The organism is Planobispora rosea (assembly GCF_014648175.1).
Lineage (GTDB): Bacteria > Actinomycetota > Actinomycetes > Streptosporangiales > Streptosporangiaceae > Planobispora > Planobispora rosea.
In genome coordinates this window covers 226354-248263 of record NZ_BMQP01000005.1, presented here as the reverse complement: position 1 = coordinate 248263, position 21910 = coordinate 226354, and the positions used below count along the sequence as shown (strand labels likewise).

At 73.3% G+C, this 21910-nt stretch carries 19 protein-coding genes; 11 read left to right on the top strand and 8 right to left on the bottom strand.

From position 1 onward, the window contains the following. The first annotated feature begins 261 nt into the window (after positions 1 to 261). Complete coding sequence (locus IEZ08_RS07305; protein ID WP_068924162.1) at positions 262 to 1314, top strand: zinc-binding dehydrogenase; 1053 nt, start codon at positions 262 to 264, stop codon at positions 1312 to 1314. A gap of 29 nt (positions 1315 to 1343) precedes the next feature. On the opposite strand, the gene IEZ08_RS07300 is transcribed toward IEZ08_RS07305, so the two are convergent. The 3 genes from IEZ08_RS07300 to IEZ08_RS07290 form a co-directional block, all read right to left on the bottom strand. After that, positions 1344 to 2498: an ADP-ribosylglycohydrolase family protein gene (locus IEZ08_RS07300; RefSeq protein ID WP_068924161.1), complete on the bottom strand. Its 1155-nt coding sequence runs from the start codon at positions 2496 to 2498 to the stop codon at positions 1344 to 1346. A gap of 120 nt (positions 2499 to 2618) precedes the next feature. Next, positions 2619 to 4604, bottom strand: a complete 1986-nt coding sequence (locus tag IEZ08_RS07295) for a hypothetical protein (protein ID WP_229802965.1) — start codon at positions 4602 to 4604, stop codon at positions 2619 to 2621. 104 nt (positions 4605 to 4708) lie between these two features. Continuing rightward, a complete protein-coding gene (locus IEZ08_RS07290; protein WP_068924159.1) occupies positions 4709 to 5074 on the bottom strand; it encodes a DsrE family protein in 366 nt (121 codons plus the stop codon). Positions 5075 to 5360: 286 nt separating this feature from the next. On the opposite strand from IEZ08_RS07290, the gene IEZ08_RS07285 reads away from it, so the two are divergent. The 5 genes from IEZ08_RS07285 to IEZ08_RS07265 all read left to right on the top strand — a co-directional run bounded on the left by IEZ08_RS07285 (position 5361) and on the right by IEZ08_RS07265 (position 10549). Next, on the top strand, positions 5361 to 7832 hold the full coding sequence (locus IEZ08_RS07285; RefSeq protein WP_189241879.1) for an ATP-binding protein: 2472 nt from the start codon (positions 5361 to 5363) through the stop codon (positions 7830 to 7832). A gap of 203 nt (positions 7833 to 8035) precedes the next feature. Next, positions 8036 to 8383, top strand: a complete 348-nt coding sequence (locus tag IEZ08_RS07280) for a hypothetical protein (protein WP_068924157.1) — start codon at positions 8036 to 8038, stop codon at positions 8381 to 8383. Between the two features lie 145 nt (positions 8384 to 8528). Next, positions 8529 to 8870: a hypothetical protein gene (locus tag IEZ08_RS07275; RefSeq protein ID WP_141704107.1), complete on the top strand. Its 342-nt coding sequence runs from the start codon at positions 8529 to 8531 to the stop codon at positions 8868 to 8870. A gap of 282 nt (positions 8871 to 9152) precedes the next feature. Next, positions 9153 to 9974: an NBR1-Ig-like domain-containing protein gene (locus IEZ08_RS07270; protein ID WP_176728533.1), complete on the top strand. Its 822-nt coding sequence runs from the start codon at positions 9153 to 9155 to the stop codon at positions 9972 to 9974. 188 nt (positions 9975 to 10162) lie between these two features. Beyond that, on the top strand, positions 10163 to 10549 hold the full coding sequence (locus tag IEZ08_RS07265) for a RidA family protein (protein ID WP_068924155.1): 387 nt from the start codon (positions 10163 to 10165) through the stop codon (positions 10547 to 10549). A 110-nt stretch (positions 10550 to 10659) separates the two neighbouring features. Here the strand turns inward: IEZ08_RS07265 and IEZ08_RS07260 are convergent, their stop codons facing one another. Then, on the bottom strand, positions 10660 to 11094 hold the full coding sequence (locus tag IEZ08_RS07260) for a protein-tyrosine phosphatase family protein (RefSeq protein ID WP_068924154.1): 435 nt from the start codon (positions 11092 to 11094) through the stop codon (positions 10660 to 10662). After that, a complete protein-coding gene (locus IEZ08_RS07255) occupies positions 11091 to 11852 on the bottom strand; it encodes a TetR/AcrR family transcriptional regulator (RefSeq protein ID WP_068924153.1) in 762 nt (253 codons plus the stop codon). The genes IEZ08_RS07260 and IEZ08_RS07255 overlap by 4 nt, the downstream gene beginning before the upstream one ends. A 92-nt stretch (positions 11853 to 11944) precedes the next feature. Here IEZ08_RS07255 and IEZ08_RS07250 point away from each other — a divergent pair, with 92 nt between their 5' ends. Next, positions 11945 to 13117 (top strand): FAD-dependent monooxygenase, encoded by a 1173-nt coding sequence (locus tag IEZ08_RS07250; protein WP_068924152.1) that lies wholly within the window; start codon positions 11945 to 11947, stop codon positions 13115 to 13117. 93 nt (positions 13118 to 13210) lie between these two features. Beyond that, positions 13211 to 14329, top strand: coding sequence for a winged helix DNA-binding domain-containing protein (locus tag IEZ08_RS07245; protein WP_141704105.1), 1119 nt, complete (start codon positions 13211 to 13213; stop codon positions 14327 to 14329). A gap of 139 nt (positions 14330 to 14468) precedes the next feature. On the opposite strand, the gene IEZ08_RS07240 is transcribed toward IEZ08_RS07245, so the two are convergent. Continuing rightward, complete coding sequence (locus tag IEZ08_RS07240) at positions 14469 to 14666, bottom strand: DUF2795 domain-containing protein (protein ID WP_068924150.1); 198 nt, start codon at positions 14664 to 14666, stop codon at positions 14469 to 14471. A gap of 163 nt (positions 14667 to 14829) precedes the next feature. On the opposite strand from IEZ08_RS07240, the gene IEZ08_RS07235 reads away from it, so the two are divergent. The 3 genes from IEZ08_RS07235 to IEZ08_RS07225 all read left to right on the top strand — a co-directional run bounded on the left by IEZ08_RS07235 (position 14830) and on the right by IEZ08_RS07225 (position 18446). Then, entirely contained in the window at positions 14830 to 17481 is a 2652-nt protein-coding gene (locus tag IEZ08_RS07235; protein WP_189241877.1) for a molybdopterin oxidoreductase family protein, read from the top strand. 1 nt (position 17482) lies between these two features. Then, positions 17483 to 17938: a hypothetical protein gene (locus IEZ08_RS07230; RefSeq protein ID WP_068924149.1), complete on the top strand. Its 456-nt coding sequence runs from the start codon at positions 17483 to 17485 to the stop codon at positions 17936 to 17938. Positions 17939 to 18053: 115 nt separating this feature from the next. Beyond that, positions 18054 to 18446, top strand: coding sequence for a spore germination protein GerW family protein (locus tag IEZ08_RS07225; protein ID WP_229802964.1), 393 nt, complete (start codon positions 18054 to 18056; stop codon positions 18444 to 18446). 368 nt (positions 18447 to 18814) lie between these two features. Here the strand turns inward: IEZ08_RS07225 and IEZ08_RS07220 are convergent, their stop codons facing one another. Next, positions 18815 to 20440 carry an amidohydrolase gene (locus tag IEZ08_RS07220; protein WP_229802963.1) on the bottom strand — a complete coding sequence of 542 codons (1626 nt, stop codon included), beginning with the start codon at positions 20438 to 20440 and terminating at the stop codon, positions 18815 to 18817. Between the two features lie 62 nt (positions 20441 to 20502). Beyond that, positions 20503 to 21903 (bottom strand): NAD(P)/FAD-dependent oxidoreductase, encoded by a 1401-nt coding sequence (locus IEZ08_RS07215; RefSeq protein ID WP_068924148.1) that lies wholly within the window; start codon positions 21901 to 21903, stop codon positions 20503 to 20505. Positions 21904 to 21910: the final 7 nt, after the last annotated feature.

Genomic DNA, 21910 nt, shown 5'->3' with positions numbered 1-21910 from the left:
TATCTGTCGTGTCCCTGTCCGTGTCGTATGTACGGACACGGTCTGGTCCCTCGCTTCCTGCCCGGATATCGACGGCGGAACCGTGAGACCGGATGGATGCGGTGGGCACCGGGCGGACAGGGTGCCGTCACGCGCCGCGATGTGCCGCCATGTGCCGCCATGGCCCGATCATGAGGCGCCGTGCTCCTTCCGGCGACCTGCGGGTAAGGGGAGACCGGTGGCCCACCGTCGCCGGTTCCACTCGCGTACCAGGAAGGTCCGATGACCGACACCATGCTCGCCGGGCGGCTCGACGTCCGGAACAAGACCTTCGCCGTCGAGGAAGTCCCCGTCCCCGAGCCCGGTCCGGGCCAGGTGAGGATCAAGGTGAGGGCGGCAGGCGTGTGCCTGTCGGACGTCCACCTGATCGACGGCACCCTGAACCCGCTCTTCCTCGCCTCCGACAAGGTCACCCTCGGCCACGAGGTCTCCGGGGTCATCGACGCCCTCGGCCCGGACGTCCCCGCGTCCTGGACGGCCGGGCAGCGGGTGCTGCTCCAGGCCGGGGAACGCTGCGGGCGCTGTGCGAACTGCGTCCGGTTCGTCGAGCCGTGCCTGCAGGTCCTCACCCGCGGCGTCGACTACGACGGGGGCTGGGCCGAGTACGCCCTGGCCGCCCCGCACACCCTCGTCGCCATCCCCGACGGCCTGCCGTTCGAGCAGGCGGCCATCATCCCCGACGCCGTCTCCACCCCCTGGGCCGCGATCGTCTCCACCGGCAGGGCGGCGCCCGCGCGCCCGGCCGGGGTCTGGGGCGTCGGAGGGCTGGGCGCGCACGCCGTCCAGCTGCTCCACCTGGTCGGGGCCGCCCCGATCATCGCGGTCGATCCGATCGGGGCCGCCCGCGAGCGCGCCCTCGCCCTGGGCGCCGACCTCGCCCTGGACTCCGCCGCGCCCGACCTGCGGGACCGGCTCCTGGAGGCCACCGGCGGGCGGGGACTGGAGCTGGCCCTCGACATGGCCGGGGCGCCCGCCGTACGGGAGCAGGCCGTCTCGTGTCTGGCCCCGGGCGGGCGGCTCGTGCTGGTCGGCCTGACCCCCGCCCCGCTGACGATCACCCAGAGCATCCCGTTCTCCTACTTCGGCCAGCAGATCCTCGGCCACTACGGGTCCGCGCCCGAGCACGTCACCCAGCTCGTCGACCTGACCCGTCACCACCGTCTCGACCTGGGCCGGTCCATCAGCGGCACCCTGCCCCTGGCCGAGGCCGCCGCGGCGGTGGAACGCCTGGACCGCAAGGAGGGCAACCCCGTCCGCCTGATCCTCACGCCCTGATCCGCCCTGATCCGCCCCGCCTCGGTCCGTCAGTTCGACGGGTAGCGGGCGGCGAGGTCGCCGGCCGGGGCGGAATCGGCGGTGAAGGCGGCGGTGAAGGCGGCGGTGAAGTCGTCGGCGACCCGGAGGACGGTGTCGCGTCCCTCGACCGCGCGCGCCCAGTCGCCGGGCAGGGCGTGCTCGCCGTACGCCGCGCCGAGGATGTTCCCGCAGATCGCGCCGGTGGAGTCGGCGTCGCCGGAGTGGTTGACCGCCAGCAGCAGGGCCCGGCGGGGATCGGGCTCGGCCAGGGCGCAGTAGACGGCGATGGCCAGGGCCTCCTCGGCGACCCAGCCGCCGCCCAGGCTCTCCACCTTCTCCGGGGCGGGATCGCCCTTGGCGGCGAGCCGCCGGGCGGTACGCAGGGCCAGACCGGTCTCCCGCTGCTCGGCGTCCTGGCCGTCGAAGGCGGACAACCAGCCCTCGGTCATCGCGACGGCCCTGGGCAGGGGGTCGCCGCAGACGAGCCGACCGATGAGACGCGCCAGGGCACCGGAAGAGATCGCGGCGGTGGGATGGCCGTGGGTGATACGGGCGGTGGCGACGGCCAGCGCGACGGGGTCGCCGACCGGTCCGGGCTCCGGGGCCGTCCCGTCGCCGCTCCGCGCGGCCGGGTCCGGGCCATGCGTGTCCGGGAGGAGACCGAACGGGGCCGCGCGCATCACCGTGCCGCACCCCTTGGACCCGGGGTTGACGGGCCCGCGGTCCAGGGGAGACGCGGGCGGGGGAGGGACGATGCCGGAGTCCAGGCCGGACAGGCAGGCGTTGCCTGGCGCGCGGCGGGCGTACAGCCATTGCTGGGCACGCAGCCAGCCGGTGCGGAAACCGCCGTCCTCGGGGAGCGGCGCCCGGTGCATCTGGGTGTCGAGCCAGCGCAGGTAGGCGTCCCGCACGGCGGTCAGGGCGTCACCGCCGTGCAGCCGGGCACGGGTCAGGCCCTCGGCGGTGAACAGCGTCATCTGGGTGTCGTCGGTGATCTCGGTCTCGATCATCTCCGTGAGCCCTGACGGGCCGAAACGTGAGCGGATCTCACTCAGCGACATGAACTCCACGGGGTTGCCGAGCGCGTCACCGACGGCCCCGCCGATCAGGCAGCCCCGGACGCGGGAGCCGTACGGCACGGCGGGGGAGAGGGATCCGGCCATGAGGGGTCCTTTCCGGACGGTCGATCAGGTGGGTCGGTTCTACCAGGCGATCGCGTCCCCCGCCCGTTCCGTCCGCGCGGCCGCCGGGGCTCTGACGGCCGGGCAGACCGTACGGGGAGGTCACCGGGGGTGGTAGGAGCAGCGCAGGCCGGTGTGGACGGTGGCGCGCAACTCCTCGCCGATCACCGGATCGGACGCGGCGATGCGGGTCAGCGCGCGCCGGACGGCCTTGCCCACCGCGATCCTGGCCCGTTCCTGGCCGTCGGTGAACCGGCGCGTCCGCCCGCCCAGGCCGGTGGCGGCGGCCAGTTCGGTGATCAGCCAGTCGCGCTCGGCGCGCAGGGCCTCGGCACGGCGGATGTCGTTGAGCGACTCGAACTCCTCGATCTCCGCCTCCAGCTGGGCCAGCCGCTCCCGGTAGGCGTGCCTGGCCTGCTCGTCCAGGAGCGGCTGGGCCGAGACGGACTCGTCGCGGGAGGACTCCTCGGCGGGGAGGGCCGGGCCCGCGGCCAGGTCGGCGGCGCGGATCTCCCGGCCCGGGTTGGCGATCAGGACCGCCAGGTGCCGCATGCCCACGCTGTCGTCGACCAGGACGCTCCGGCCGGCCAGCTCCAGCCGCCACTGGCGGCCATGGCGGCGGCACACCACGGTGGCCGGTCCGGTGGCCGGTCCGACGGCCGGTCCAGCGCTCGATCCGGCGCCCGGCCCTACCGTATGGGGCGCCGTCCACGCGGGCAGCACCATGCCCAGCCGGTCGGCCTCCCGCTCGGCCAGGGCCAGTTCCCCGCGCGCCGCCTCGTCCCGTGCCCCGCGCCGCGACATCAGCGCGTGGCCCAGCCGCCAGCGGGACAGGGCCACGGCCGGCCAGTGGCCCAGCGCCAGGTTGGCCTCGACGGCCTGCCCGAAGTGCTCCACGGCGCGGTCGATCCGGCCGGCGGTGAGCGCGGCCGTGCCCAGGGCCAGGTGGGTGGAGCCGAAACAGGCCACACCCAGGCTGGCGATCATCGGGAGATCGGCGAACGGCGTGAGCAGGTCGTAGGCCTGGGCGGCGGTGTCGGCGTCGTCGAGCAGCCGGGCCGCCTCCACCACGCCGTGCATCGCCGCCAGCCAGCTCTTGCCGCGGGGCAGGTCCGCCAGCCCGGTTCCGCGCAGCCGGGCCAGCATCCCCCGGGCCAGATGCCGGTCTCCGGCGGCGGCGGCGGCCACCGCCAGGACCGCGAAATACGCGTAGTCGGCCGAGCCCAGCGCGGGCGTGCGCACCAGTTTCTCCAGGGCCGGGACGAGCTCGCCGATACGGCCCTGGTACCAGCGGATCACGGCGATCTGGGCGCCGTACCAGCCGACGGCGTCGTCGTCGCCGGCGGTGTGACCCCGTTCGGCGCAGGAGGCCGCCAGCGTCTCGGCGTGGGCGAGGCGCCCCGCGCGGATGGCGAGCATGACCTCGATCGCGTCCACCACGAACCCGACCGCCAGATGGTCCTCCACCGCCAGCAGTTCGCGCAGCTCGCGCAGGGACCGTTCGGCGTGCGCGTCACCGGCCAGGAACAGATCGACGCCGCGCCACAGCAGCCCCATGAGCAGGTCACTCCGGCGGCCGGTCCAGGCCGCCTGGCCGATCAGATCCTGCGCCAGCTCCAGCCGGAGCTCGCGGTGGCGGGGATCCATCAGGCAGTGGTGGGCCAGGCTCAGCGCCTCCGCCGTCGCCACCGCGTCACCGCTGCTCCTGGCCTCGGCCAGCGCCCGCAGGACGGTGCCGTGCGTGCCGCGGCGGTAGTCCTCCTCGGCGCACAGCCTGACGCGCAGCCGTACCGCCAGAGGCGTGTCCGGGGCGACGGCCGCCAGGGCGCGGCGCTGGCGCGCCCGCACCGTGGCGGCCTCCGCGGCGGTGCGGTGCTCGTGCACCCACACCCCGCCCAGTCCCAGGGCGGCCCGTGCCATCGCCGGGCCGTCGCCCAGTTGCTCGGCCGCGCTGTAGGCCAGGTCGAACCACCATCGGGCGGTGTGCAGGTCGCCCTCGGCGTACAGGGCGCGTTCGGCCGCCGTGAGAGACGACTCGACGTCCCCGTGGGCGTCCGGGCGTTCTTCCAGGTGGTACGCGGTGGTCACAGACATCCCCCCAGCTGCGCCGGGCCCCTGGTTCCCCTGCCCGGCTGCAGCCTCCAACGATGCGCCGCCCCGGTATGCGCCGGCTTGACAACCGCTTAACGGCCTCAATAACTGAAGGTGGTGGCCCCCTCGTCGCCGATCCACTGCCACATCGGCACGGTGCCGCCCAGTTCCGCTCCCTCGATCAGCCCGCTCTTGTCGAGCTTGCGGGAGTCGAAGCAGAGGGGGCAGACCAGGTAGGTCCCGCCCGCCTTGACGTACCGCGCCAGCAGGTCCGCCAGCGGCGGGCAGCCGTCGCACGCGACTCCGGTCGCGACGCCCTCCAGGGCCAGCCGGGTGGCCTCCTTGGTGAGGAACATCAGCGTCGGCCGGCCCTGCTCGGCCGCGCCGAGCGCGACCAGGAACGCCACCGTGACCCGCTCGGGGTCCTCCATGCCGGTGGTCAGACTGATGACAGCCTTGCCTGCCATGGGTTTCTCCTTCACTCGTTTCGCCGGATTCCGTGGAACGTGCCAAGCACGTCGCCCGCGTCACAGGTGCACGCCGGTCCGTTGCGGATCATGTGTTTCCGGCGTGCGGGAAGCCCTGTGACGAACGCCGTCATTCCATCGCGCGCCGTATGTCCCTCACATCCGTGCTCAGTACGGAAATCTCCTACGGAGAACACGCTCAGTACCGGACATGTACATCCGTCCGGATGGCGACATACTCGGGTTCATGGGCTCGGACGTTTTCCCCGATCTGCGGTAGTCCGGCGTGACACCGCGTGAGGTGGAGGTCCTGTGGCTGGTGGGCGACCGCCTGCAGAACCAGGAGATCGCCGCCAGGCTGCGGCTGTCGGAACGGACCGTGGAGAGCCACGTGTCGTCGCTGCTGCGCAAGCTCGGCGGGAGCAACCGGCTGGCCCTGGTCGACGCGGCGGCCCGCTTCCGCGCCGGTCGCGAGCCCCGCGGCGTCCTGCCCAGGCCGCTGTCGTCGTTCGTGGGCCGGACCCGCGAGATCGGCGACCTGCGCCGGCTGCTCGGGACGCACCGGCTGGTGACGCTGACCGGCCCCGCCGGCACCGGCAAGACCCGCCTGGCGCTGCACCTGGCCCACACGGTGACCACGCTGCCCCCGGCCGTCCTGGTCGATCTCGCACCCGTGGCCCCCGGCGACCCGGTGGAACGGGCGTTCGCCGACGCCCTGAGGGTCGCGGGAGAAGAACCCCGGCTGCGCGCCCTGATCCGCGAGACCCTCGCCGAGGGCCGGCACTGGCTCGTGGTGGACAACTGCGAGCACGTGACCGGCCCCGCGGCGGCGCTCCTGGCCGATCTGCTGGCCGTCACCGATCACCTGCACGTGCTGGCCACCAGCCACGAGGCGCTGCACCTGGCGGGGGAGGTCGTCTACGAGATCCCGCCGCTGCCGCTGCCCGCCGAACTCGGCGGCCCGGCCGCCGTGCTGGACTCCGGCGCCGGCCGGCTCTTCGCCGACCGGGCGGCCACGGCCTCACCGGGCTTCGAGATCACCGCCGGCAACGCCCGGCAGGTCGCGATGATCTGCGACCGGCTGGACGGGCTGCCGCTGGCCATCGAACTCGCCGCCGCCCGGACCCGGTTCTTCACGCCCGCCGAGCTGCTGACCCGGCTGGACGACCGCTTCACCCTGCTGACCGACGGGGCGCGCGGCTCCCCGAACCGGCACCGTACCCTGGAGGAGGCCCTCACCTGGAGCTACGAGCTGCTGGGCGAGGACGAACGGCTGCTGCTGGAGCGTTGCTCGGTGTTCCCGGGCGCGTTCGACTACGACACCGCGGCCCAGGTCCTCGCCTACCCGCCGCTGGACTCGGCCGACCTGATCCGGATCTTCTCCCGGCTGCTGGACCGGTCGCTGGTCTCCTCCCGGCGCCGGGACGAGACCACCGAATACCGCCTGCTGGACAGCGTCCGGCAGTTCGCGTACCGGCGGCTGCTCGCGCGCGGCGCCGCGGAGACGGCGCGTGAGCAGCACGCCCGCCACCATCTGCGCCGTGCCGTGGCCGGAGCGCCGGACCTGCGCGGCCGGAACCAGGCCGCCGCGCTGCGCTGGATCGACCACCGCTCGGCGGACCTGAGAGCCGCGCTGCGCTGGGCCCTCGACCGGGACGACACCACGGCGGCCTGGGAGTTCATCGCCGGCATCGGTACGGCGTGGGAGGACGTCGGGTGCAACGGCGAGATATTCGACTGGCTCGACAGGCTGCTCCAACGGCCCCTGCCGGACGGTGACCTGGGTTTCCGGGCCGCGATCGCCTGTGCCGTCGTGCTGTGCTACCAGGACGCGGAACGCGCGCGGGAGTGCGCCGAGCGGGCGTACCGGATGGCGGCCGGCGGCACCGACCACGACCGGGCGCTCGCGCTGCTCGCCCTCGGCTGGACGATGCGGTACGGCGAGCGGCGCGCGGACTCGCCCGGGCACCTGACCCGGGCGGCGGAGACCTTCGCTCGGCTGGGCGACGACTGGCACCGCGCCATGGCGCTGTCCGGCTACGTGTTCGCCGGGGACGTCGACGCCACCATGGCCCGGCTGGCCCACGCCGCGGAGCTGTTCGGCCGCCTCGGCGACCACGTCAAGCGCGCCAACTGCCTCAACCAGATGGCCATCCGGGCGATCGAGAGCCGGACCCGCCTGGACGACGTGCCCGGCTGGCTGGCCGAATCCGCGCACCTGGCCCGGACCGGCGGCAACGACCACGAACGGCTGCACGCGGAGCTCCACCAGGCCACCTTCGACCAGCACCGGGGGGAGCACGTCATCACGCGGGCCCGCCTCATCGGCCTGCTCGCCGAGTTCCGGCGGATCGGCGACCTGCGCTGCGCGGTCCGCTGCCTGCTCGGCCTGGGCCGCGCCGCGTCCGCCCACGGCGACCACGAAGGCGCGTGGCGGCACTTCACCGAGGGCACCCGGATCGCCGTCGGCCTCGGTGACGTGCGCATCACCGCGCTCGGCCTGCGCCTGCTCGCCGGGGCCGATCACGCGACCGGCCGTTTCGAGCGCGCCGCCGCCCTGCTCGGCGCCGCCGAGCGGCTCGACCCCGCGTCCCGGGACGTCCTGGTCCCCGATCTCGGGCTGCCCGCCGCGCTGCGCGACAGGCTCGGGCCGGAGGGCTTCGACTCCGCCTTCGCCGCCGGGTACCGCGCGTCCCCGGCCGGGCAGGCGGAGAGCGCCGGGTTCCCGCCCGGGATGGGCCTCCTCCAGAACGACTGACCTGGTTCCCGGCGAGGTCCGGGGCGGCTTCCCATTTGTCCAATGTCCAAAGCCGCAGCTCTGGACAGAGATCTCTTGGCTGGACGGGGGACGGCGGGCAAGCTGGCGGAGATCCCGGCGCCCGCGGCTCCCCGCCGCGACCGCGCCCTCCCCCATGCCAGTCATCGGCTGGCGGAGCCATGTCAGAAAACGAAGGAAGCCACATGAACTACAAGAAACTGGTGCCCGCCGCGGCCGCTCTCGCCGTGCTGTGCGTCCCGTCCGCCGCCCTCGCCGGAACCGCGCAGACCTCTGCCGACGTCCACCGCAAGTCCGCCGCGTGCGCGTCGCCCCGCGGAGAGAAGATCAACGTCTCCTGGGGCGACGGCAACGTGACCACCACCGTGTACTACAACAACCACTGCAACCAGAAGCGGGCCGTCAAGCTGCAGTTCGTCCGGGAGAACGGCACGATCTTCTACAAGTGCTTCACCGTCGGCGCCAAGAGCAAGGGCAGCAAGAAGATCGATCACAGCATGCCCAACAAGGTGACGCTGCCCGCCAGCTGCTAGCGCCTGCGCCGGCGTGAATCCGCCGGCCGGCCGGACGGGCCGCTGCGCCGTCCCGGTACGGCGGGCGCATGCAGCCGACCGCATTCGGACGATCACTTCGGATGATCACTTCGGACGACCACCTTCACCGGATAAGGAGACCTTCATGTCTGTGCGTTCTCGCGGGACGAACCTGCGCACCCGCGTCGCCGTCGTCGTGGCCGCCTCCCTCACCGCCGCCGGTCTCGGCGTCGGCGTCGCGGCCCCCGCGTCGGCGGACGTCCACCGCGGCGTCGCCGGCTGCTTCGCCTGGTCGTGGGGGGACGGCAACACCTCCGTGACGGTGTACTGGCACAACCGGTGCGACAACAAGCGCAAGCTGAAGATCAAGTACAGTCTGGGCTGGACCACCAAGTCGTACACGGCGGTCGTCGGGGCCGACGGGAAGGGTCACAAGAAGTTCCAGACCGCCTCGATCGTGTCCATCACCGACGGGGGCCGCGCCTGATCCCGCGCGATCGGTCCTGAGGGGTACGGCGCGGCGTGCGCCGTACCCCTCCGCCGTATTGATCAACATCCCGATGACTTCCGGTAATCTATCCGGTTCGGAAGCGTGTTGCCGCAGATGGTCGCGCCGGATCCGCAGGTGCGGACGGATGGCGGTGCCGACCGGAACGGGTGGGGGATGCCGGAGTCACCGGATGTGCACAGGTCACCAGATTCGCTCCCGGAGAAGCCGGGGCCACGCCGGGGACGGCGGCCCGCCCGGCCCGATCCGGAGTCCGGCCCGGTGGCGCTGCTCGCGCACCGGCTCTGGGAGCTCAAGGAGCGCGCGGGCGACCCGTCTTTCGCGGAGATGTCCTCCCGGCTGGGAGCGGCGGCCTCGAAGTCGTCGCTGGCGGCGGCCGCCCGGGGGCAGACGCTCCCGAGCTGGGAGACGACGTGGGAGTTCGTCCGGGTCCTCGCGGTCGGCCGGCTGGGGCGGGACGAGCGGGAGACCGAGCGGGAGTGGCGGGCGTACTGGGAGCAGGCCAGGAGCGAGAGCCAGCCGATCTCCTCCACGGCGGAGAGCGTCCCGGCCGGGAACGAGCCGGTGGGGAACGGGCCCGCCCCGGCCGCGCGGCCGTTCCGCGTCGGCAGGCCGGTCATCCTGAGCATGGTGTCCGCCGTCCTCGCGGGCGGCGCCGGCGCGCTGGTCACCCTGTTCTCGCCGTTCGACGGCGAGAGCGCGGGGGAGCGGGCCGCGCCGCACGAATCGTCGACATGGGCGGAGCCGCGTGACGACTCGGTCTTCGAGGGGGACGTCACCTACCCGGACGGCAGCACGGTGCGCAGGAAGACGCACTTCACCAAGGTGTGGCGGATCCGCAACGCCGGGACCGTCCCCTGGGAGGGACGGTATCTCACCCGGATCAACGACACGCCGTGCCGCGCCCCCGAGCGGGTCGCGATCGAGTCGACCGCCCCCGGTCAGGCGGTCGACATAGCGGTGCGCGTCCGCGCCGCCGCCGCTCCGGCCAGATGCAAGATCTTCTGGAAGATGACCAGTGAGGACGGGACCCCGCTGTTCGCCGGGAAGAAACCGATCTTCCTGGACGTCAGCGTGGAATGACGCGGGACCTCGTGAGTTCGCCCGGGAGCAGACCGGCGCGTTTCGGAGACACCGGACGGTGAACCTGGACCCCCTCCCCGGCGAAACCTCATCCGAACCTGATGTCGGGGATCCCGTCGTCGCGGTGAGGGCCAATCGCGCCGGATTGGCGCTTGAGGCGGGCCCTGCGGGGGGGTGAAGGTGACCCCATGGAGATGATCGTTCACAACCCTGCCGAGGGTGTCTACGCCGCCACCGATGACTACGTGCACGCGATCGAGGTACGGAGTCCGTCCCGGTTCCTGTTCGTCGCGGGGACCATGGGACTGGATTGCGGCGCTGTCCCGGCGGCGACGCTCGAAGGGCAGCTGGAGCTCATCTGGGGGAATCTCCGGGCGATCCTCGCGGAGGCGGGGATGAGCACGGACAACATCGTGCGGCTCACGAGTTACCTGCGTGATCCCTCCTACGCCGGAGCGAACGCCGCGGCCCGGGTGGCGGCCCTGGGCGGGCGGCGGGTGCCCACGACGGCCATCGTGGCGCAGACGCTCGCGGACGATTGGCTGGTGGAGATCGAGGTGGTGGCGGCGGCCTGAGCGCCGGGGCCGGCCGGTCGCTCAGGCCCGGCCGGCGCGGCCGAATCGTGCGGGCCGCCGCTCTTCGCCCGGCGCCTCGGGCCGCCGCTCTGCGCCGTGGGCCTCGGGTCTCAGGCGGGAGGGAAGCGGCGGACGTACCGCTTCTGCCAGGGCGTCTCCACCGCCCGGGGGTCGTAGTGCTCCCGGACGTAGCGCACGGCCTGCGCGGCCGGGACGCCGTCGAGGACCGCCAGGCAGGCCAGCGCCGTGCCGGTACGGCCCTTCCCGCCCGCGCAGGCGACCTCGACCCGTTCGGCCTCGGCCCGCCGCCACGCCTCGCGCAGCGCGTCGGCCGCGTCGGCCCGGTCCGCCGGGAGGCGGAAGTCCGGCCACCGGACCCAGCGGGCCGTCCAGGTGACGGCCTCCGGCGGGCGGCCGAGCAGGTAGAGGGCGAACTCCGGTTCGGGGCCGTCCGGCAGGGGGCGCGCCAGGCCGCGTCCGCGGACGAGGCGGCCCGACGGCAGGCGCACTACGCCCGGCGCCTGCGGATCCCAGGTGCTGCTCATGGTGGGCAATCTATGTTTCCGCCGGACGGCCCGCGATGATGTTCGCTCTCGGGCGAGGGATCGGGCTCGGCGGCGGGTTCCGCGGTGGGTTCCGCGGTGGGTGCCACGGCGGTGTGGCGGCGCAGGTCGTCGCCGGTGAACGGGGCTCCTGGAAGGGGGGGCGCCGGAGCCGCCGGGCCGGCGCGCAGGCCATCCAGCATGATCTCCATCACGCGGGCCATCGCCTGCTCGTCGGGAGCGCCCGGTGGCGTGTAGACGTTCAGCGTCATCAGCAGGGCGATGTCGCCGGGGCCGATGTCGGCGCGCAGCGCGCCGTCCGCCTGTGCCCGCTCGGTCATCCGCAGGACGAGAGCGATCACCCTCTGCCGTAGCTCGTGCAGGTCGCGGCCGGTCCGGAGGCGCTGGAACAGGTGCGGTTCGAGTTTCGCCGGCAGGGCGCCCAGCCGCAGCTCGCCGCTGGTGCGCAGGAAGCGGCGGAGCGCGTGCCAGGCGTCGGGCTCCTCGCGCCAGGCGGTCTCCGCCAGATCCAGCAGGCGGCGGAGGCTCTCCTCGCCGACGGCGTGCAGCAGGGCGTCCCGGTCGGGGAAGCGGCGGTACAGGGTACCGATCCCGACGCCCGCCCGGCGCGCCACCTCCTCCATCGGCACGTCGGCGCCCTGCTCCAGGAGGAGCCGCCGGGCGGCCGCGACGATCAGATCCCGGTTGCGCCGCGCGTCGGCGCGCAGTCCCGCCGTCTCCTGGGACTTCTCCTTACCCACTGGCACCTCGATCGGACAACTGGACGATTTCCCTCCGCTTAGGATAGCGTACATAAGCGGAGGAAAATCATCCGGTTAGCGAGGGGTGTCGTATGAGCGAGCGGACAGTGCTGATCTCCGGAGCCGGCGTCGGCGGGCCCGTGCTGGCCTACTGGCTGGCCGAGTACGGCTTCCACGTCACCGTCGTCGAACGTGCCGCGAGACAGCGTTCCAGCGGGAACCCGGTGGACGTCAGAGGGCCCGCGGTGGAGGTCGCCCGGCGGATGGGCGTCCTGCCCCGGCTGCGCGAGACCGCCACCGGCACGACGGGACTCGCCTTCGTCGACGCGGCGGGCAGGCGCCTCGGCCGGATGGACATGCGCGCCGCGCAGCGGGCCGGCGAGGTCGAACTGCCGCGCGGCGACCTCGCCTCGATCCTGTACGAGGCGGGCCGCGACCGTGCCGAGTACCTCTTCGGCGACTCCGTCGCGACACTCGACCAGGACGGGCAGGGGGTCGAGGTCACCTTCGAGCGCGCCGGGCCGCGCCGTTTCGGTCTGGTGATCGGGGCCGACGGCCTGCACTCGACGACGCGGCGGCTGGCGTTCGGGCAGGAGAACGGGCTCGTCCGGCACATGGGCCTCTACGTCGCGACGGCCCCGATCGGCGGCGGGCACGGGGCCGGACGCGACGTCCTCATGCACAACACACCCGGCAGGGCGGTCGCCGTCAGCCCCTCGCCCGGCGGTGACATCGCCTTCTTCCTCTACCGCAGCGCGGCCGAGCCCGGCTTCGACCACCGCGACACCGACCAGCACAAACGGCTGCTGACCAGGGCATTCGCCGGCGTGTCCTGGCGGGCGCCCGAGCTGCTGGAACGCGTGCGCGCCGCCGAGGAGCTCTACTTCGACTCGGTCAGCCAGGTGCGCCTGCCCCGCTGGTGGAACGGCCGGGTCGCGCTCCTCGGCGACGCCGCATCCTGCGTGTCGCTGTTCGGGGACGGCTCCACCCTGGCCATGGCGGGGGCGTTCACCCTCGCCGGGGAACTGGCCGCCGCCCCGGACGACCCGCGGACGGCCTTCCGCCGGTACGAGGCCGCGCACCGGCGCCTGGTGGACCCCAAGCAGCGGAACATCGGGCGGGCCGCGGCACTCATGGTCCCCGCGACACGAGGCGGCATCCTGACGCGGAACCTGGCCACCCGCCTGTGGCCCGCGGTGGCCGCCGCCGTACGGCTGAGAAACGCCCTCGGCGGGTCACCGGCCCCCTCCCACCCGGGGACGTGACGTTCCCGAGGCGTGGTCTCGCGGGATGGAACGCACGGTCCCGCCCGTCATACCTGCCGTCGGCTGTCAGGTACGACCGACATGATGGATCGCATGGAGACCTTGACGGCACGGCGGCTCAACCGCGCGACGCTGGCCCGGCAGATGTTGCTCGCCCGGGAGAAGACCGACGTCGTGACCGCGGTGGAACGGCTCGCCGGCATGCAGGCGCAGGAGGCCAGGCACCCTTTCACCGGGCTGTGGACCCGGGTCGAGGGCTTTCGCCGGGAGGACCTGCACCGGGCGGCGCACGACCGGTCCGTCGTCCGGGCCATGATGATGCGGGCCACGCTGCACCTGGTGAGCGCGGCCGACTACACGAGGTTCCGCCCCGCGCTGGACCCCGTGCTCGCCTCCGCCCTGAGCGGGCGCGGCTCGCTGACCGCCGGGCTGGACCTGGAGGCGCTCCTCCCGGTCGCCCGCGAGATCCTCGCGCAGGGACCGCGTGACTTCACCGCGCTGCGCGCCCTGCTCCAGGAGAGGTTCCCCGAGGCCGACGACCGGGCGCTGGGTTATGCCGTACGGACCCGGCTGCCGCTGGTCATGGTCCCGACCGAGGACCGCTGGTCCTTCCCCCAGGCGGCGGACTTCACCCTGGCGGAGAGCTGGCTGGGGAAGGAGAACGGGGAGCCGACGGGTGATCCGGTGAAGGAACTGCAGGAAGTGGAGGAACTGGTGCTGCGCTACCTGGCGGCCTACGGCCCGGCCACCGCCGCCGACGCGCAGACCTGGTCGGGTCTGAAGGGGCTGCGCGCCGTACTGGACGGCCTGCGCCCGAAGCTGGCCGTCTTCCGCGACGAGAAGGGCCGGGAGCTGTTCGACCTGCCCGACGCCCCACGCCCGGACGAGGACGTCCCCGCCCCCGCGCGCTTCCTGCCCGACTTCGACAACCTCGTCCTCGCGCACGCCGACCGTACCCGCCTGATGGACGAGGAGTACCGCGGGCAGGTCACCACCAAGAACCTGCGGGTGCGCGCCACGTTCCTCTGGGACGGCCGGGTGCGCGGCACCTGGCGGACGGAGCTCAAGCGCGGGGCCGCCGTCCTGCGGATGACCGCCTTCGAGCCGCTCCCGAAGCAGGCGGTCTCCGCCCTGACGTCGGAGGGCGAGGAACTCCTGCGCTTCCTGGAACCGGAGGCCGCCGCCCTCGGCGTGCGCGTCGAAGACTCCTGACCCGTGCCCCGCGCCGGAACCGGCACAGGCCTTGCGCGAGGACGCGCAAGGAGTCCTCGCCCCGTCGGCGCGACGGTGGCCGGCACACGGGAAGGCCGCGCGGGGCCCGGCCCCGCGCGGCACACCGTGCGATCTTCCGTTAGCCGTTCCCGGCGGCGGCCTTGCTGACGGCGTTGGGGCCGTCGTACTCCCGGTCGGGAATGCTCTCCAGCGCCCTGATGATGTCCTCGTCGGCGCCCTGCTCGCGGGCCGTGTCCACCAGCTCGTCGCGGCTGGCCGGGTAGTCGACGCCGGACAGGTGCTTCTGGAGCTCTATCGGATTCAGTGTCTTGGCCATGGTTGTTTTCCTCCCGGCGGCCCGCATACCCGCCTCGTCGCGACCTATCCACCGGGCGCGTGTGAAGGAATCCCGGCAGGGTAGGCCGCCGGTCGGCGCCGTACACGCGCCGGGAAGCCCGCGGGAGATCTGTGGGGAAGCCCGCCGGGAAGGAGCAGCCGACATGCCGGACCGGATCGCCGACCCGTGGGGGAGCCGCACGCCGTACGGCCCGCCCGCCGCCGTGGAACGGTTCGCCGCGGCCCTGCCCGGCCGCCTCAGGGACATCCTGCCCGGCGATCTCGGCCGCCGCAGCCCCTGGCCGGTTCGGGTGGACACCTTCCTGGCCGAGGGGGTCACCGAGGACGACGTCGACGCCTGGGTGCCGTCGGCGTCGATCCTGCACTCCAACGGCGACGCGATGGACATCGCCGTCTCCGGCGGCCGCATCGTGGGCGTGCGCGGCCGGGCCGCCGACCGGGTCAACCACGGGCGGCTCGGTCCCAAGGACCTGTACGGCTGGCAGGCGAACAACAGCCCCGACCGGCTGACCCGCCCCCTGATCCGGGGCCGCGGCGGGGAACTGGCCGAGACCGACTGGGACACCGCGATGGACCTGATCGTGACGCGCTCCAAGGCGCTGCTCGACGGGCCGGGCGGGTGGGGGAACTTCGCCTTCTACACCAGCGGCCAGCTGCTCCTGGAGGAGTACTACACGCTCGGCGTGATCGGCAAGGCGGGCATCGGCACGCCCCACATGGACGGCAACACCCGCCTGTGCACGGCGACGGCCGCCGCCGCGCTCAAACTGAGCTTCGGCACCGACGGGCAGCCCGGCTCCTACACCGACGTCGACCACTGCGACGCGATCGCGCTGTGGGGGCACAACGCGGCCGAGACGCAGACCGTGCTGTGGGCGCGCATGCTCGACCGCCGCCGCGGGCCGAGGCCGCCGGCGATGATCGTCGTCGATCCGCGGGAGACGCCGGTGGCGCGGGAGGCCGACGTGCACCTGGCCGTACGGCCCGGCACGAACATGGCGCTGATGAACGCCCTGCTCCACGTGCTGATCGGCGAGGGCCGGTACGACGAGAGGTACGTCCGCTCCCGCACGACCGGCTTCGAGGAGCTCCGGCGGACCGTGGCGGACTGCACGCCCCGGTGGGCGGCGGAGATCTGCGACGTGCCCGCGAGCCGGATCGAGCAGGCCGTGGAGATCCTCGGATCCTGCGATCGGCTGCTCTCGACCGTGCTGCAGGGCTTCTACCAGTCGCACCAGGCGACCGCCGCGGCCTGCCAGGTCAACAACATCCACCTGCTGCGCGGCATGATCGGCCGCCCGGGCGCGGGCGTGCTGCAGATGAACGGCCAGCCCACCGCGCAGAACACCCGCGAGGCCGGGGCCGACGGCGACCTGCCGGGCCTGCGCAACTGGGACAACCCCGAACACATCCGCCAGCTGGCCGAGCTGTGGAACGTCGAGCCCTCGGTCATCCCGCACTGGGCGCCGCCGACCCACGCCATGCAGATCTTCCGCTACGCCGAGCAGGGCTCGGTCAAGCTGCTGTGGATCTCGGCGACCAACCCGGCGGTCTCCCTGCCGGACCTGGCCCGGATCCGCCGCACCCTGGCCAAGGAGGACCTGTTCGTGGTCGTCCAGGACATCTTCCCGACCGAGACCGCCCAGCTGGCCGACGTGGTCCTGCCCGCCGCCACCTGGGGGGAGAAGCGGGGGACCTTCACCAACGCCGACCGTACGGTCCACCTCTCCGAGAAGGCGGTCGACCCGCCCGGACAGGCCCGCTCCGACCTGGACATCTTCCTCGACTACGCGCGCCGGATGGACTTCCGCGACAAGGACGGCGCGCCGCTGATCAAATGGCACGACCCGGAGTCGGCGTTCGAGGCGTGGAAGGCCTGCTCGGCGGGGCGCCCGTGCGACTACACCGGCATCACCTACGGCATGCTGCGCCGCGGCGGCGTCCAGTGGCCCTGCACCCCGGGATCGCCGCGCGGGACCGAGCGCCTGTACGCCGGGGGGCGGTTCAACACCGACCCGGACTACTGCGAGACCTACGGCCACGACCTGCTCACCGGTGCCGGGCGCACCGAGGAGCAGTACCGCGCCGGGGAGCCCCGGGGACGGGCCTTCCTGCACGCGGCGCCGTACCAGCCGCCGCCCGAGACCGCGGGCGGGGACCACCCGATGCTGCTGACCACCGGCCGCACCGTCTACCACTTCCACACCCGCACCAAGACCGGCCGGGCCGCCCAGCTGAACGCCGCCGCGCCGGACCCCTGGGTGGAGCTCAGCCCGGGTGACGCCTCCGCGCTGGGTGTGGCCGAGGGCGACGTGGTGCGCGTCGAGTCACCCCGCGGGGCGCTGGAGGCCAGGGCACGGGTGTGCGGGACGCGGCCGGGCGTGGTGTTCGTCCCGTTCCACTACGGCTACTGGGACCGCGACGGCTCCGGCCCGGGGGACGGGACGCCGCGCGCCGCCAACGAGCTGACCGCCACCGGCTGGGACCCGGTGTCCAAGCAGCCGTACTACAAGATCTCGGCGGTCCGGGTGAGCAAGGCGGCCGACGCGGGGGGCACGCTCTCCAGCGCGCCCACCACCGGCGCCGCCTCCCCGCACGATCCGCGGGTGCCCGTCACGGCCGGCGGGCCGCAGGCCGAGGCGCGGGAGTGGATCGAGGCGGACGGGCACGCGGAGCGGGCGGACCGGTCCGGGCCGTGGGAAGGCCCGGGAGCGGCCGGGGAACGGCCCTGGACCCGGAGCCGGTCCGAGACATCGGAGAGATCCCAGGCGACACGGTGGTTCGAGGAGGACTGACATGCATCTGGCCCACTACCTGGGGCTGCTGCACCGTTCCCAGAACGAGCTGGCCGGCGCGTTCTGCGAGGTGGGACGGGCCCACGCCGACGAGCCCGACATCCACCACGTCTGCGAGCGGCTGGCCGCGCAGTGCACCGAGCACGTCCGGCTGCTGGACCCGTTCGTCCGGCGCTACTCCGAGGAGGCCGTGGACGAGCCGGAGCGGCTGCACTCCGCGCTCTTCTCCGGGACCCGCTCGGGCCCCATCGGCCTCCTGCGCGACCTGCACGACCTGTACCTGATGGCCGCCGAGTGCGACATGGCCTGGACGCTGATCGGGCAGGCCGCGCAGGGCGCCAGGGACACCGGGCTGCTGGAGGTCGTCGGCCGCTGCGAGGGCGAGACCGCCACGCAGATGGAGTGGCTGAGCAGCCGGATGAAGCAGGCGGCCCCGCAGGCGCTGGTCGTGGCCTGACCCGCGTCGCGGCCCGCTGACATGTCCTGCCGGCCCGCCTGTTCGATCTTTTGTTCCGCGCACGTCTGTCCGGCGGGTGAACCGTTGGTTAGCGTGTGCAGCGGAGGGGGACACCATGCCGGAGACACCCGAGGGAGTCGCGATGGACATCATGGACGTGATCGACAAGGCGAAGGACGACGCCGTGGTCAGCCGCGTCTTCGGTGAGCCGATCACCCGTGAGGGAGTGACGGTCGTCCCGGTCGCCAAGGTCGCCAGCGGCGGGGGAGGCGGCAGGGGCAAGCAGGAGGGCGGCGAACGCCCCGGGGAGGGGTCCGGCGGAGGGTACGGCTTCAGCGCGACCCCGGCCGGGGTGTTCGTCATCAAGGACGGCGACGTCCGCTGGCAGCCCGCGGTCGACGTCAACCGGATCGTCCTGGGCGGCCAGATCGTGGGCATCGTGCTGCTGCTCACCGCCCGCGCGATCGTGCGGATGACCCTCCGCAGGCGCAGGAGGCGGCGCGGCTGAGCCGGGCGGGCCGGGAGGGCCGGGTCGGTCCCGCGGATCCGCGTCCCGCACCGGGAGATTCCGCGAGTCCCCCTTCCCCGGGCATGAGGCAGATCGGGGAAGGGGACTCACAGAGCAGAACCGGAAGCGCCCCACCAGCGACTCGAACTCGCCCGCAAGGACGGACAGCTCCCGGGCGGCCTGCTCGGTCGCGCCGCTGCCGGCGGTGGTGGCCTGCACCGCTCCGGTGACCTCGCCGATCGTGTACGCGATGTCGGCGGAGCCGGCGGCCGCCTCCGCGACGTTGCGGCTCATCTCCCCGGTGGTGGCGCTCTGCTCCTCCACGGCGCCGGCGATGGTCGTCTCGATGTTCGCCGGCACCTTCGCCGTCACGCCTGGTAGACCGGCTCCCCGCCGACGAAGGTCATGGCGACCTTCGCCCGCCAGATGTCGGCCTGCGGCTCGGCGAACGGGTCGCGGTCCAGGACGACGAGGTCGGCGCGGTTGCCGGCGGCGATGGCGCCCGCCTCGTCGTCGTGGTTGATCCAGGCGGAACCGGCGGTGTACGCCGTCAGCGCCGTGTCCAGGTCCAGGCGCTGTCCCGGCAGGAACGGCGTCTGGGCCGTCGGGTAGTCCGCGTGCACGGAACCGCCCGGTTCGGTGCGGTTGACCGCGACGTGCATGCCCTGGATCGGGTCGGCGTTCGACACCGGCCAGTCGCTGCCCGCGCAGAAGCGGGTGCCCGCCCGCAGCAGGTCCGCGAACGGGTACTGCCACGCCGAGCGCTCCTCGCCCAGGAACGGGATGGTCAGCTCGTCCATCTGGGCGTGGTGGGTGGCCCACAGCGGCTGCAGGTTGGCGGTCACTCCGAGCCGGGCGAAGCGCGGCACGTCGGACGGCTCGACGATCTGCAGGTGCGCGATGTGGTGCCGGTTGGCGGGGTCGGTGCCCTCCAGGCTGTCGAGCGTCTCGCGGACGGCCCGCTCGCCGATGGCGTGGAAGTGCACCTGGAAACCGTGGCGGTCCAGCTCGGCGACGTACTCCTTCAGCAGGACGGGGTCCACATAGGACAGCCCGGTCCCGCCGCAGCGGCAGTAGGGCTCGATCACCGCGGCGGTGAAGTTCTCGGTGATGCCGTCCTGCATGATCTTGACCGAGGTGGCGCGGAAGGTCTCCAGTCCTTCGGCGGACTTCCGGCGTTCGATCAGCTCGGGGATCTGCTCGGCGCCGCGCGCCCGGTCCCACCAGAGCGCGCCCACGACCCGGGCCTTCAGCCTCCCCGAGGCCGCCGCCGCGACGTAGGTGGGCAGCTGGTCGTCCGAGCCCGCGTAGGAGCCGACGATGGCGTCCTGCCAGCCGGTGATGCCCAGGGAGAACAGGTGCCGCTGGGCGTCCATCAGCGCGTCCATCAGGTCCCGCTCGGTCGGGCGCGGGGTGAGCAGGCCCACCAGGTCCATCGCGCCCTCGTGCAGCACCCCGCTCGGGGTGCCGTCGGCGTCGCGCTCGATCCGGCCGTCGGCCGGGTCCGGGGTGTCCCGGGTGATCCCGGCGAGCTCCAGGGCCCGGGTGTTGACCCAGGCGGCGTGGTGGTCGCGCTGGATCAGGTAGACGGGCCGGTCGAGGGAGTCGAGCTGGGAGCGGTGCGGGAGGCCGCCGGGGAAGGCGGACATGTCCCAGCCGCCGCCGTCGATCCACTCGTGGCCCGGGTGGGATGCCGCGTACTCGTGGATTCTCGCGATGTACGCGTCCAGCCCGTAGACCTCCGACAGGTCGCACTTGGCCCGCTCCAGCCCGGCCTGGACCGGGTGCATGTGGGCGTCGGTGACGCCCGGGATCAGCAGGCCGCCGTTCAGGTCCACGGTCTCGCAGCCGGGGGCGGCCAGCCGTGCCACGTCGGCCTCGGCGCCGGCGGCGGCGATCCGGCCGTCGCGGACCAGTACGGCCTCGGCGAAGGCGCCGGCGGCCAGGAACGCCCGTCCGCCGCGGAACAGCAGGTCCGTCATGCCCATGGTCATAGTCTCCATTGTCCGGTATCTGAGCCCGGTATCTGAGCCCGATGTCTGAGTCCGATGGCCGATCAGCGGCCGGTGATGGAGTCGGCCAGCCGGGCCAGCACCGAGGTGCGGCCGAGTCCGGCCCTCTCCCGGGCGTCGGCCCGGCGGTACAGGTCGTACATGGTGTGCACGCCGATCCAGCGCAGCGGCTCGACCTCCCAGTTGCGCACCTTCCTGCCCACCCAGGGCAGCGAGGTCAGCTCGGTGTCCTCGCCCAGGATCAGGTCGCGCAGGGTACGGCCGGCGAGGTTGGCGGTGGTCACCCCGTGGCCGGTGTAGCCGCCCGCCCAGCCGATCCCGGTGGCGGGGTCCAGGTGCACGGTGGCGCACCAGTCGCGCGGCACGCCCAGCACCCCGGACCACGCGTGCGCGACCCGGGACTCCCGGGCCGCCGGGAACATCCCGGTCAGCAGGTCCCACAGCGCCTCGATCGTCCACTCGTGCGTGCGGCCCCGGTCGTCCAGGCGGGAGCCGTACAGGTAGGGCTTGCCGCGACCGCCGAAGGCGATGCGGCCGTCGGCGGTCCGCTGGGCGTACATGTAGTAGTGGGCCATGTCGCCCAGCAGCTCGCAGCCCTCCCAGCCGATGGCGTCCCACAGCTCGCCCAGCGGCTCGGTGACGATCATGGAGCTGTTCATCGGGAGCCAGGCGCGGTGGTACTGCCGCAGCCCGGCGGTGAAGCCCTCGGTGGCGCGGATGACGTGCTCCGCCCGGACCGTTCCGTACGGCGTGCGCGCCGTGCGCGGGGCGATCTCGGTGACCGGGGTCCGCTCGTAGATCTCCACCCCCAGCTTCCGTACGGCCTCCGCCAGCCCCCGCACCAGCTTGGCCGGCTGGACCCGGGCGCAGTGCGGGCTCCAGGCCGCGTTCACCGCCCCGCTGACCCGCAGGCGCTCCTCCCGCTCGGCGGGCTCCAGCAGCCGCAGGTCGTCCTCGGTCCAGCCCCAGCGGCGGGCGTGGGACACCACCCCGCGCAGCCGCCGGTCCTGGGCGGCGTTGGTGGCGACCGTGGTGACGCCGCCCTTGACGATGTCGGCGTCGATCCCCTCGTTTCCGGCGACGGCGACGACCTCGTCGATCGCCTCGAACATCACCCGCTGGAAACGCCTGGCCGCCTCCACCCCGTGGGTCTTCGCGTAGCGCTCGGGGGTCCCGGCCAGCTCGCCGACCAGCCAGCCGCCGTTGCGCCCGGACGCGCCGTACCCGGCGAACTCCTTCTCCAGCACCACGACGCGCAGGGCCGGGGCGGCCTTCTTCAGGTAGTACGCGGTCCACAGGCCGGTGTACCCGGCGCCGACGATCACCACATCGGTCTCGAGATCGCCGTCGAGGGGGACGCCCGCCGGGGGGAGGCCGGACGAGCGGAACCAGAAGGAGACGTCTCCGTTAACAAAGCCGTCGGACAGGGGAACACGCGTACTCATGCCCACA

Excerpts from the sequence above, each read along its gene's own strand:
- IEZ08_RS07300 (WP_068924161.1), bottom strand. The coding sequence starts at position 2,498 with ATGGCCGGATCCCTCTCCCCCGCCGTGCCGTACGGCTCCCGCGTCCGG.
- IEZ08_RS07260 (WP_068924154.1), bottom strand. The coding sequence starts at position 11,094 with ATGAGCAGCACCTGGGATCCGCAGGCGCCGGGCGTAGTGCGCCTGCCG.
- IEZ08_RS07290 (WP_068924159.1), bottom strand. The coding sequence starts at position 5,074 with ATGGCAGGCAAGGCTGTCATCAGTCTGACCACCGGCATGGAGGACCCC.
- IEZ08_RS07265 (WP_068924155.1), top strand. The coding sequence starts at position 10,163 with ATGGAGATGATCGTTCACAACCCTGCCGAGGGTGTCTACGCCGCCACC.
- IEZ08_RS07275 (WP_141704107.1), top strand. The coding sequence starts at position 8,529 with ATGTCTGTGCGTTCTCGCGGGACGAACCTGCGCACCCGCGTCGCCGTC.
- IEZ08_RS07230 (WP_068924149.1), top strand. The coding sequence starts at position 17,483 with ATGCATCTGGCCCACTACCTGGGGCTGCTGCACCGTTCCCAGAACGAG.
- IEZ08_RS07215 (WP_068924148.1), bottom strand. The coding sequence starts at position 21,903 with ATGAGTACGCGTGTTCCCCTGTCCGACGGCTTTGTTAACGGAGACGTC.
- IEZ08_RS07225 (WP_229802964.1), top strand. The coding sequence starts at position 18,054 with ATGCCGGAGACACCCGAGGGAGTCGCGATGGACATCATGGACGTGATC.
- IEZ08_RS07240 (WP_068924150.1), bottom strand. The coding sequence starts at position 14,666 with ATGGCCAAGACACTGAATCCGATAGAGCTCCAGAAGCACCTGTCCGGC.
- IEZ08_RS07250 (WP_068924152.1), top strand. The coding sequence starts at position 11,945 with ATGAGCGAGCGGACAGTGCTGATCTCCGGAGCCGGCGTCGGCGGGCCC.
- IEZ08_RS07305 (WP_068924162.1), top strand. The coding sequence starts at position 262 with ATGACCGACACCATGCTCGCCGGGCGGCTCGACGTCCGGAACAAGACC.
- IEZ08_RS07280 (WP_068924157.1), top strand. The coding sequence starts at position 8,036 with ATGAACTACAAGAAACTGGTGCCCGCCGCGGCCGCTCTCGCCGTGCTG.
- IEZ08_RS07220 (WP_229802963.1), bottom strand. The coding sequence starts at position 20,440 with ATGACCATGGGCATGACGGACCTGCTGTTCCGCGGCGGACGGGCGTTC.
- IEZ08_RS07245 (WP_141704105.1), top strand. The coding sequence starts at position 13,211 with ATGGAGACCTTGACGGCACGGCGGCTCAACCGCGCGACGCTGGCCCGG.
- IEZ08_RS07235 (WP_189241877.1), top strand. The coding sequence starts at position 14,830 with ATGCCGGACCGGATCGCCGACCCGTGGGGGAGCCGCACGCCGTACGGC.